Genomic DNA, 11,583 nt, shown 5'->3' on the forward strand with positions numbered 1-11,583 from the left:
GACCCCCTGCAGAATCTCGCGAGCTCATGCAGAGACCTCGTCGAAGAGCGGCAGCTTGTTCGACTTTTGCTCGTACAGCAGCGGCAACGCCAGGTCCTTGGCGGACATCGTGGTGACGCCGGCCGCAAGTGCCGGCCATTCGATGCCGATGGCCGGGTCGTCCCAGCGAACGCCCGCATCGGAATCGGGATCGTAGTAAGTGGTGCATTTGTAGACAAAGTCCGCTTGTTCAGAAACTACGCAAAAGCCATGGGCGAAGCCGGGCGGAATCCACAGCATCTCGTGGCTGACATCGTCCAGCGTTACGCCGACCCAGTCGCCGAAGGTCGGCGAGCCGAGACGGACGTCGACGGCCACGTCGAAGACCGCGCCGCGCGCTACCCGCACGAGCTTGCCCTGCGGATTGCGCCGCTGATAATGAAGTCCGCGCAGGACGCCGCGGGCCGAACGGGACTGGTTGTCCTGAACGAAGCTGACGTTCACGCCGGCATCGGCAAGCCAGGTTTCACGGAAGGTCTCGACGAAAAAACCACGCTCGTCGCCGAATACTTTTGGCTGGAGGATCAGGACGCCGGGAAGACGCGTTTCGACTATGTTCACAGTGCTACCTCGCGACGCAGCAGTTCCACCAGATAGTGTCCATAGCCACTCTTCAGCAACGGCGACGCGAGACGGTGCATGTCCTCGCTGCCGATCCAGCCAAGGCGCCACGCGATCTCTTCAGGGCAGGCGATCTGGAGCCCCTGGCGCACCTGCATCAGATGAACGAAGTTGGCCGCGTCCAGCAGCGATTCGTGGGTGCCCGTGTCGAGCCATGTGTAGCCGCGGCCCATCAGTTCTACCTTGAGATCGCCGCGCTCCAGGTACGCGCGGTTGAGGTCGGTGATCTCCAGTTCGCCACGCGCCGAAGGCCGGATTTCACGTGCCATCGGCACGACGTCCTGGTCGTAGAAATAGAGACCGGTCACGGCGTAGTGGCTTCGCGGGTGGCGTGGTTTTTCTTCCAGGTCGACTGCATTGCCGTGCTGGTCGAGTGTCACGACGCCGTATCGTTCGGGGTCGCGCACGTAGTACCCGAAGATGCTCGCGCCGTCCTTGCGCGCACACGCGCTTTGCAGCAGCCCCGAGAGACCGGTGCCATAGAAGATGTTGTCGCCGAGGATCAATGCGGCCGGGCTGTTGCCGAGGAAATGCTCGCCAATCAGAAACGCCTGGGCGAGTCCTTCTGGCCGCGCCTGCACCGCGTAAGACAGGTTCAAACCCCAGCTCGATCCGTCGCCAAGCAGGTTCACGAAGGCCTCGCTGTCTTGCGGCGTCGTGATGATCAGGATGTCCCGGATGCCCGCCAGCATCAGCGTGGTGAGCGGGTAATAGATCATCGGCTTGTCGTACACCGGCATGAGCTGCTTGCTGACGGAGCGTGTCAGCGGATGCAGGCGCGAGCCGGTGCCGCCGGCCAGGATCAAGCCCTTTCGGGCGACGAGGGTTGAGACTGTCATGTCACTCTCATGCTGGGAGATGTTCTGGGAAAAACGCGCGCTTGCATGTTGTGGCGTGGCTTGGGCGAGATGAATAAATCAGGCATCCTGTGGAACTTGAAAGGATGTTTTTCTGCTGTTCGCGTGCGACCGCATCAGTACGCATGCAGTCCCTTGAATCCGCTCACGACTGTCATCAGCACGATCTTCAGGTCGAGGCCAAAGGTCCAGTTCTCGATGTAGTTGAGATCGAGCGCGACGCGGCCCTGCATCTTGTCGATGGCTTCCGTCTCGCCGCGGTATCCGTTGATCTGCGCCCACCCGGTAATCCCCGGCTTGATCCGGTACCGGCACATATAGCCATGCACGAGGTCTTTGTACTGCTCATCGTGCTGCAGTGCGTGAGGACGGGGCCCGACCACGGACATCTCGCCACGCAGGACGTTCAGGAACTGCGGCAATTCATCCAGGCTGGTGCGGCGCAGGAACGCTCCCACGGTAGTCACACGCGGATCGCGGCGCTTTGCCTGGGTGAGTTTTCCCGGTTCTTCAGCATGCACGACCATGGTCCGGAATTTGTAGATCTGGAACTGTGTCCCGTTGACGCCCTTGCGCCATTGCTTAAAAAATACCGGCCCCGGCGACGACAGCTTGACCGCCAGCGCGATCACCATCATGAGCGGCAGGATGCAGAGGAGCACCAGTGCCGCGAACAGCCGGTCGAAAATTTCCTTAGGCACGAAACGGTGATCCGCGGGCGGCGAAGCAAGCAGGTTGATGGCGGGCACGCCGATGATTCCGTCGCCGGCGTGATTGAACAGCGCGAAGTCGTGGACATTCGGGATGAAGCGGATGTTCACGAACTCGTGCTTGAACTCGCGCAGGATCGCGTGAATCCGCTCCTCTTCCTTGAAGGTCAGGACCAGCCATAACTCGTCGATGGCGCGATGCCGGACGGCTTCGGCGAGTGCGGCAAGCGAAAGGATGACCGGCAGCCCGCAAGAGAAGGTTGCGGCGTCCGGGTGCTCGTCGAACAGGCAGACGGGCCGCAGGCCGCTAGTCGGCGAACGCTGCAATTTTTCGATCAGTTGCATGCTGTACGCGCTGGCGCCGACGATGGCGACGGACTTCGCCCCCGCACGCCGCGAATGCGACACGCCGAACAGGCGATGCCCGCCCGCCCGGGCGGCGATCAACAGCGCCAGGGAGATCAGGAACCACGCTCCGGCCCATAACCGGGAAATTAAAGACATTTGCTGGACCGACAACATGAATGCAATGCCGAGCGTGAATACCGTTGTCCATCCCGCTGTCACGCGCATTGCGATCTTGAATAAAGAATCGCGGCGAAATACGCGATAAAATCCAAGTGACGGAAATAAACTGGCGACCATTAGGGAATTAAATGCGACGAGAATGACAATAGGCTCGGTCCACGAATGAAAGTCGTCGAAACGCAGCGCAAAGGCAATAGCCGCGCCAATCAGAATCATGCAGGCGTCTACTGTGCGTGATAAAAAACCAAGCCGGTACGTAACACCGTCCGTTTCGAGAAGTCGGGCCGAATGCATGATATTCCCCAATGAATGTCGATACTGGTCTTCACCCGTGTTTTATTTTCTGGTCGCTATCGTCTAAACACGCCGGATGCTTCTCCAGATAAGGAAGAGCGGCGCGAATTCCCATATAAAAACATCTGAATAATGTTTCGATGAACAAGCAAGCAATGCCTCTTTTGCGTTGCATCATACATAGGCGAAAAGCGGACGAAAGCTGTCTGGCGTAAAAGAACACGATGTTGACGGAACGGGTCAATAAATCGAATCAAGGCGTGCAGCTATTGATCAGACTACATTCACACCAATTCAATAACGCTTTCCCATTAGCGTCAAAGTCTTGCCGTTTGAAGTCACGGGCAGTCACTGCGATGCAGCAAATGTACTATCCGCCTTGAATTTAGCCAGCTTCATTAGTTGTGGTTCTCCGTTGTGATTCGTGTCGATTCTCAAGAGCAGATCGCCCATTGCCTCAGGTTGTGCCCGAGGCATCAGGACAGGTCTTGCGTCTTTTCATGCGGCTAGCGCCGCGCTCCAACGAGGTGGTGTATGAAAGCTCTTCCTGTTTTGATGACGGTCGCAGCACTAGCAATGCCTTCGCTGTCGCATGCGCAGGGTGAAGAGGGCGCCGCCGCTGCGGTTGCCGCTGCGACTGCCGGTGGTATCAGTACCACCGCGCTCGTGGTGGGCGGAGTCATTGTGACCGCGGTCGTGGTGGCGGCGGTGTCGGGCGGCGGCGGCAACGGACTGGCCTCGACGGGGACCACCGGTACGACCGGGACCACCGGCACGGTCCGCTAAGTTTTGCGCGCGCTCGAATCCGTGTTCCGTGCCCACTCGCATCATGACGGCCATCGTGGCCGTGCGCCGCACCGCCGGTTTTCACCGGTGCTCGCACGTTGCCTCGCCTGCGCCGCGATGACCCTGCTGGGCGCTTGCTCGGAACCGATGCGCGCGCTCTCCAACGGCTATTCCTTTTTACGCCAGAACAGCGATTCGCAAATCGAGCGTACCGTTCCCGCCAAAGGACATCAGTACCTGAAGGTGTCGTTACTGGGACGCTCGGCACTGCTTGTGCTGGGTAACGTCGAGCAGAATGCGGCCGGGCCGGTCGAGGTGTGGTACTCGGGCGCGGGCGAGGTGTTGCGGATCCAGGGCGGCCGTCTCATCGGCGCGACCGGACTTTCGACCGAGTGGCTGAACGTGCGTCTGTCGGCTCCTCCGGACTGGCTCTCGATCGAGGAGCCGATGTCCTATGCACGCCGCCGCGACGTGATGCCGGCCTATGACTTCGGCGAGGTGGACGTCGTTACCGTGACGCCGATCGACATGCCCGTGAATACGCATTACACCGGGCCGAAAGTGCCGGGCTTGCGCTGGTTCGCGGAGCGCACGCGGGGGCGCATCGCCTTGCGCGATTCCCGTTATGGCGTCGCGCAAAGGGATGGCCATGCGGTAGTCGTGTACGGCGAACAATGTCTCGATGAGCGGCTCTGTCTGAGCTGGCAGCGTTGGCCGGCCGAAGTCTGACGTTATGGCGACTGCAGTTAAAGACGCGCTCGATCGCGGAAGAAGCTATGCGCTCTATTGCTTGCTGTCGTGCACGCCGGTGCAGGTCTTGGGAGCACAGGCCGTGACCATCGGAGCACCTGTGCGCCTGGGCGACTGGCTTGCCGGCCAGTTGGGGGCGCCTGCCCAGCGTGAACGGGACGTCTATGTCACCGGCATCCAGTGGCAGTCGGCGCGCGAGCGTACGTTGCAACAGGGCGCCCGGCAGACGCTGCTCGACCAGATTCGGTATCTGTCTGGTCCGGCTGCGCCGGCGACGCCGGATCGCGAGGGTTTGAGCGCGCTGATCGCCGCGCACCCGGCGACGGGACGCGTGGTGCTCAAGGAGGCAGATCCGCGCTGGCTGCAGGCGAATCCCGCAGACGATCCGGTGCTGAATGCGGGCGATGACGTTGTGATTCCCGAGCGGCCGTCGAGTGTTACCGTGATCCACCGAGATGGTTCGCTATGCAAAGTAACTCACGTAGCCCAGGCGGAAGCGAGCTACTACATCCGGGCCTGCGATCCGCAAGCAGCGCCTGAGGAGGCGTGGGTCGTGCAGCCCGACGGTGTCGTGCAGAAAGTGAAGGTCGGGTTGTGGGACCGGATGGCGCAACAGCCGCCCGCACCCGGTGCATGGATCTGGGCGCCGGAAAGAGGAGCGGGATGGCCTGAGTCATTGTCAGCGCGTCTTGCCAGTTTCTTCGCGACGCAGGGTCCGTCGGGACTCGACGACCAAGGGCACGACGCACCGCTCAAACCGTCCGTGCAACAAGGGCAAGAGCAGGAGCGGGATCAGAAGCAGGCGGCCGCATCGGCGCAATTCCATGCCCGAGACTTGCCGGTCACCGCGAGCGACTGGGGCACGGTGGGCTTGTTGCAGACACCGACCGCGCGCATGGGCGAGGCGGGCGAAGCGTCGATCGGCATCTCGACTACGTCGCCGTACACGCGGCTGAACGTGATGCTGCAGCCGCTCGACTGGCTGGAATTCGGTTTTCGTTATACGGACATCAGTTCGGAGAAGTACGGGCCGGCATCGTTAAGCGGCACGCAGAGCTACAAGGACAAGAGCATCGACTTCAAGGTCCGGCTGTTGTCCGAGACGGCGACGTTGCCGGCGGTTGCGCTGGGGATGAGGGATATAGGCGGCACGGGGCTTTTTTCAGGCGAGTACCTGGTAGCGAACAAACGCACCGGCGACTTCGACTGGAGCCTCGGCCTGGGCTGGGGTTATCTGGGCGCGCGCGGCAACATCTCGAATCCTTTGTCCATCATCAGCGACAAATTCAAGAACCGGCCTGCATCGGATTCGAACGTGGTCAATGCAGGGACGTTTTCCAAGGCGTACTTCCGGGGGCCGATGTCGCTGTTTGGCGGCGTGCAGTACCAGACGCCCTGGACACCGCTCATCCTGAAGCTCGAGTACGACGGCAACAACTACCAGAACGAACCGCTTCACCAGCACTTCACGACCCGATCGAGTTTCAACATTGGCGCGGTGTATCGAGTGTCGTCTCACGTCGACGTTAGCGCCGCGCTGGAACGCGGCAACCGGGCGATGCTGGGCATTACGTTGCATGGAAAGCTAGGTGATATCGCAACGCCGAAGGTCAGCGATCCGGCGCCGCTGCCGGCCTTGATGCCGCCCGTTGTACAGCCCGTCCTGCAGCCCGTGGCGTCACCTGTCACGCAACAGGCAGCACCCGTCGCAACTGCGATGGACTGGAGCCGGACCACGCAAGACTTGCAGCAACAAACGGGCTTCCGGGTGCAGAGCATCTATCGTAATGGCTCGCAGCTCGTGGTCGCTTTCGACGAGACCAACGCGTTTTATCTCGGCGGCAAGATCGACCGCATTGCCGCTGTGTTGAATCGCGATGCACCGCCGGAGGTTCGCGTGTTTCGCGTGACCCTGGTGTCGCGGGGGCTGCCCGTGACGGGTTATGCGATCGAGCGCGATACCTGGGTGCGCAACCATGCGACCCTGCTGGCGCCTATCGATCGCCAGCAGGCAGTGTTCACCATGCCGCCCGCCGCCGCGCCGGACAGCGTGCCGGGCAAGGACGGGGATACGGACATCTACCGGCAGGCGCCGGAACGCTTCACGTTGTCGGTGGGACCGGCGTATCAGCAGACGCTCGGCGGGCCGAACGCCTTTGTGCTTTACCAGTTGTCAGTGAACGCGTATGCCGAAGCGCGTCTGCGCCGCGATACATGGCTTGCCGGCGACCTGAATCTCGGCCTCGTCGACAACTACGACAAGTTCACCTACACGGCGCCGAGTTCGCTGCCGCGCGTGCGGACTTATCTTCGCGAGTATCTGACGACGTCGCGCTTCACCATGCCGCTGCTGCAATTGACGCACGTGGGCGCGCTCGGCCGCGATCAGTACTACAGCGTCTACGGCGGGTATCTGGAGAGCATGTTTGCGGGGGTGGGCGGCGAGTGGCTGTATCGGCCATGGTCGAGTCCGCTTGCGCTCGGCGTCGATGTGAACCGGGTCCGTCAGCGCGGTTTCCGGCAGGACTTTGCGCTGCGGGATTATTCGGTCACCACGGGCAACGTAACGCTCTATTGGGACACCGGCTGGCACGGCGTGCAGGTCGACCTGAGCGTTGGACAGTATCTCGCGAAGGACCGCGGCGCAACGCTCGATGTCAGCCGCGTGTTCCGCAACGGTGTGCGCATCGGCGCCTATGCAACCAAGACCAATGTATCGGCCAGCCAGTTCGGCGAAGGGAGTTTCGACAAAGGCATCTACGTGACGATTCCATTCGATGCACTGTTCACGCATTCGACGGCGGGTGTCGCGGCCATCCGCTGGTCGCCTCTTACCCGCGACGGCGGCGCCAAGCTGGCGCGCCAGTTTCCGCTCTACGACCTCACGGACGAGAGCAACCCACGCAACCTGTGGTTTTCACCGCCAACGCCCGCGACCGCTGGTCCGGAATGAACGCACGGGGTCCTTGTCGCCGATGCAGGCCCGGCCGACCGGCCGCGTGCATCGGTTGCACCATCCAATCTGTTGACTATGAAAAAAATTGCTGTGTCGTCGAAACTGATCGCGGTCCTGTCGTCCACCTGCCTGTTACTAGGCGGGTGCATGTTTGCACCCGGCATGAAGTTCGACGCGTCCCGCCCGGTCGATCCGGGCGATCCAAACTCCGTGCCGGTCGTGACGCCGATCACCTACGCGCTGATCCAGCGCGACCTGCTGGACCGGCGCGACCGGCTCGCGGCCGATAGCCGCTATGCACCGCTCCTCGGCAAACCCAAGCCTTACCGGATCGGCCGTCACGACGTGCTGTCGATCATCGTATGGGACCACCCGGAACTGGTCATGCCGAACCTGACCTACGACATCGATCGCACCACTGGCGCCATGCCCGGCAGCGCCGGCATGGCATCGCAGAGCGTGCCGGGGTTTGTCGTCGACGAACATGGGCTGCTGCAGTTTCCCTACGTCAAGGGCATGCGTGCCGAAGGGCTCAGCGAGCAGGAGCTGCAGCAAGCGGTGACGCGCAAGCTGACCGGCGTGATCGCCGATCCGCAGGTCACGGTGCGGGTGGTCGGCTATCGCAGCCAGAAAGCGTACGTCGAGGGTGAAGTCCGCACGCCTGGCGTGAAGCCGATCACCGACGTGCCCGCCACGCTTGCCGAGATGCTGAACCAGGCGGACGGTATCGTGCCGACCGGCGACCCGTCGCGGATTCAGTTGACGCGCGGCGCGGCGACCTATGACATCGACCTGGCCGAGATGCGCGCGAAAGGCCTGAGCCCGACCGCCATCGCGATCCAGAACGACGACGTGATCCGCGTGCCGCCGCTGCTCGAACACAACGTGGTCGTGATGGGCGAAGTAGGCAAGCCGAGTCCCGTGCCGTTTCGAAGCGACGGCCACCTCTCGTTGAGCGACGCCCTGGGCGACGCTGGCGGCGTGAGTCAGGTCACCGCCGACGCAAGCGAGATCTACGTGATCCGGCGTCGAGTGGATGGCGCGCTGCCGGTTGTGTACCACCTCGACAGCAAGTCGCCTTCGGCTATGTCGCTCGCGAGCAGTTTCCAGCTTCGGAGCGACGACGTGGTGTATGTCGACGCACCGGGTGTGATCCGCTGGGATCGCTTCATCACGCCGCTTGTGGGCAGCACCACGGGGGCCTATTACCTGCAACGTACCGCACGAGGCAACTGACGCATGATCCGTTCGATCCTGACCGTTTGCATTGGCAACATCTGCCGCAGTCCGATGGCCGCGGGACTACTGCGCACGCGCCTGCCCGAGTACCAGGTGCTCTCGGCGGGCCTGGGGGCGCTCTCGGGCAAGCCGGCGGACCCGCTTGGCCGCCAGTTGATGCTCGAGCGCGGCATCGACATTGCAGCGCACCGGGCGATCCAGCTCAGCGCGTCGCATTGTTCCGGCGTCGACATGATCCTTGTCATGGAAGCGGACCAGAAGCGCGTGATCGAGGAAACCTACCGGGCGACGCGCGGCAAGGTGTTTCGTCTCGGCGAGTTTCAGGATCGCGACATCTTCGATCCCTACGGCGGTAATCGCGTGGACTTCGAGCAATGCCTGGCGTTGATCGAAGTGGGCGTCGACGAATGGGCGCAACGCATCGCCCTCACGGCCTGACTGATGCAGGCACTTTTTCTTTGCTGGCGCATTGCTTACCTTGGCGCAATTGAATGAATCTAATGACACGTCCTCCATCGCCTCCGGTCGATAAAGAAGAAGATCTCGATCTCGTCACGATCCTGGATGTCATGATCGAAAGCCGTTGGCTGATCGCTTTGGTGACCGGCGCCTTCCTGGCGCTCGGCCTCCTGTACGCGTTCGCTACCGAGCCCGTCTATCAGACGGACATCATGATCCAGGTAGAAGAAAGTCCCGACTCGTCGGCGGCCAAGAGCATGCTGGGCGACGTGTCGTCCCTCTTCGACGTGAAGTCGACGGCCGCCGCGGAGAGCCAGATCCTGGCCTCCCGCCTCGTTGTCACGCGGGCGGTGGAGCAGCTGCGGACCTACATAGAAGCCGGCCCCAGGCGCTTTCCGGTCATCGGCAACTGGCTGGCGCGGCAGAACGACAATCTGTCCACACCCGGCCTGTTCGGGTTCGGTGGTTATGGATGGGGCAATGAACGCATCGACGTGCAACGCTTCGACGTGCCGCAGGATCTCGAGAGCAAACGATTCACGCTGGCTGTCACCGACGCTACCCACTACCGTTTGTCGGGCAGCGATCTGGACCAGCCGTTCACGGGCCAGGTCGGCCGGCTCGAAACGATTCCCTCGTCCTACGGGAACCTGAGCCTGCTGGTCAACAGCTTGCACGGCAACGCCGGCGCGGAGTTCGTCCTGAGGCGTTATTCGAAGCTCAAGACCATCGAAAAACTGCAGGACAACCTCGACGTGCAGGAGAAGGTCAAGCAGTCGGGCATCCTGATCGCGAGCCTGCAGGACACCAAGCCGCGGCGCGTAGCCGACCTGCTGAACGCGATCGCCACGCTGTACGTGGCTCAGAACGTGGCGCGCAAGTCCGCTGAAGCGGCGCAGTCGCTCCAGTTCCTCGATACCCAGTTGCCTGAAATAAAGTCGCGGCTTGAAGTGGCGCAGGCGCGCTACACCGCCATGCGCGACCGGCGCGGATCGATCGACATGACCGAGGAAGCCAAGCTTGCGCTGGCCCAATCCGCCGATGCCAAGACGCGGCTGCTCGAGTTGCAGCAGCGGCGCGACGAACTGATCCTGCGCTTCAACCCGACGCATCCGGCCATTCGTGCAATCGACGAGCAGCTTGCCAGCCTGCGCCGCTTCACTGACACTTCCGCAGCCCAGATCAAGCTGCTGCCCGATGCGCAACAGGACATTGTCAGGTCGATGCTCGATGTCCAGGTGAATACCGATCTTTATACCTCGCTCCTGAACAACTTCCAGCAATTGCAGCTGGTCAAGGCGGGCAAGACCGGCAACGTGCGGCTGGTCGACACGGCCGTCACGCCCGAAGATCCGGTAAAACCGAAACGTTTGCTCGTCGTGCTCGGTTCGCTGCTGGCGGGCGGATTTCTCGGTGTAGTCGTGGCGTTCGTCAGAAACATGCTGTTTCGCGGCATCAGTGATCCTAATGAAATAGAGCGGCGCAGCGGCCTGCATGTTTATTCGACCATCCCGTTGAGCGAACGGCAGCAGGCGCTATCCAAGCGGATCCGCGCCAAGGCGCCGGGCGTGAAGATGCTGGCGCTGGATGCGCCGGAAGACCCGTCCATCGAAAGCTTCCGCAGCCTTCGGACCGCGCTTCAGTTCACGATGTTCAACGCGAAGAATAACGTCGTGCTGATCACGGGGCCGGCGCCTTCAGTCGGCAAATCGTTCGTCTCGGCGAACTTCGCTACGGTGCTGAGCACCGCCGGAAAACGTGTGCTGCTGATCGACGCCGACTTGCGGAAAGGGTATCTCCACCAGTATTTCGGTCTGGAACGCGGTGTCGGGCTGTCGGAGGTCATCTCGGGCCAAAGCAGCGTGGAGGCGGCGTTGCACCGGGGTGTCGTGCCGGATCTGGACTTCATTTCCACGGGCGCGCAACCGCGCAACCCGGCCGAACTACTGCTTAACGACCGGCTGCTCAAGCTGGTGCAAGAGGTTTCGGAGGCGTACGACATCGTCGTGATCGATACGGCGCCGGTACTGGTCGCCGCCGATGCCGGCATTCTCGCGCCCGCTGCGGGCACCGTGTTCCTGGTCGCCTGGGCGAGCGTGACCAAGATGGGCGAGATTACGGAGTCGGTGAAGCGGCTGGCGCAGAGTGGGGTCGAGCCGACCGGCGTGCTGTTCAATGGCCTGAACCTGATGCATGTGAAGTACGGCTATGGTTCGAAGTACGGCGCCTACCGGTACGCGGCTTACGCGTATGAAAGCGACGCGAAAAAGTAGGCGTGTGAGTGCAGTGGCCCATGTTGTAGTCTTGAGCGCGTGATGCCGTTGAACCAATCCTGCCCGTCAAG

9 protein-coding genes are annotated in these 11,583 nt (G+C 61.9%); 6 read left to right on the top strand and 3 right to left on the bottom strand.

Translation table 11 applies throughout. From position 1 onward, the window contains the following. Positions 1 to 24 precede the first annotated feature (24 nt). From rfbC to EOS_RS24740, 3 genes are all read right to left on the bottom strand, one after another. The gene (rfbC, locus tag EOS_RS24730) at positions 25 to 600 is read right to left on the bottom strand and encodes a dTDP-4-dehydrorhamnose 3,5-epimerase (protein WP_047849357.1); all 576 of its coding nucleotides are present in this window, start codon (positions 598 to 600) and stop codon (positions 25 to 27) included. Then, positions 597 to 1,499 carry a glucose-1-phosphate thymidylyltransferase RfbA gene (gene rfbA / locus EOS_RS24735; protein WP_047849358.1) on the bottom strand — a complete coding sequence of 301 codons (903 nt, stop codon included), beginning with the start codon at positions 1,497 to 1,499 and terminating at the stop codon, positions 597 to 599. Before rfbA ends, rfbC begins: the two co-directional genes overlap by 4 nt. A 134-nt stretch (positions 1,500 to 1,633) precedes the next feature. Further along, the gene (locus tag EOS_RS24740) at positions 1,634 to 3,049 is read right to left on the bottom strand and encodes an undecaprenyl-phosphate glucose phosphotransferase (RefSeq protein ID WP_075645395.1); all 1,416 of its coding nucleotides are present in this window, start codon (positions 3,047 to 3,049) and stop codon (positions 1,634 to 1,636) included. 534 nt (positions 3,050 to 3,583) lie between these two features. On the opposite strand from EOS_RS24740, the gene EOS_RS24745 reads away from it, so the two are divergent. From EOS_RS24745 to EOS_RS24770, 6 genes are all read left to right on the top strand, one after another. After that, positions 3,584 to 3,835, top strand: coding sequence for a hypothetical protein (locus tag EOS_RS24745; RefSeq protein ID WP_053064032.1), 252 nt, complete (start codon positions 3,584 to 3,586; stop codon positions 3,833 to 3,835). 3 nt (positions 3,836 to 3,838) lie between these two features. After that, positions 3,839 to 4,564, top strand: coding sequence for a YjbF family lipoprotein (locus EOS_RS24750; protein ID WP_235442954.1), 726 nt, complete (start codon positions 3,839 to 3,841; stop codon positions 4,562 to 4,564). A 4-nt stretch (positions 4,565 to 4,568) separates the two neighbouring features. Next, positions 4,569 to 7,538 (top strand): YjbH domain-containing protein, encoded by a 2,970-nt coding sequence (locus tag EOS_RS24755; protein WP_082163507.1) that lies wholly within the window; start codon positions 4,569 to 4,571, stop codon positions 7,536 to 7,538. Between the two features lie 78 nt (positions 7,539 to 7,616). Beyond that, positions 7,617 to 8,777: a polysaccharide biosynthesis/export family protein gene (locus EOS_RS24760; RefSeq protein WP_047849360.1), complete on the top strand. Its 1,161-nt coding sequence runs from the start codon at positions 7,617 to 7,619 to the stop codon at positions 8,775 to 8,777. A 3-nt stretch (positions 8,778 to 8,780) separates the two neighbouring features. After that, positions 8,781 to 9,218 (top strand): low molecular weight protein-tyrosine-phosphatase, encoded by a 438-nt coding sequence (locus EOS_RS24765; protein WP_047849361.1) that lies wholly within the window; start codon positions 8,781 to 8,783, stop codon positions 9,216 to 9,218. Positions 9,219 to 9,271: 53 nt separating this feature from the next. Next, on the top strand, positions 9,272 to 11,512 hold the full coding sequence (locus EOS_RS24770; protein ID WP_047849362.1) for a polysaccharide biosynthesis tyrosine autokinase: 2,241 nt from the start codon (positions 9,272 to 9,274) through the stop codon (positions 11,510 to 11,512). The last annotated feature ends 71 nt before the right edge of the window (positions 11,513 to 11,583 follow it).

Source organism: Caballeronia mineralivorans PML1(12), from assembly GCF_001028175.1.
Taxonomy (GTDB): domain Bacteria; phylum Pseudomonadota; class Gammaproteobacteria; order Burkholderiales; family Burkholderiaceae; genus Caballeronia; species Caballeronia mineralivorans.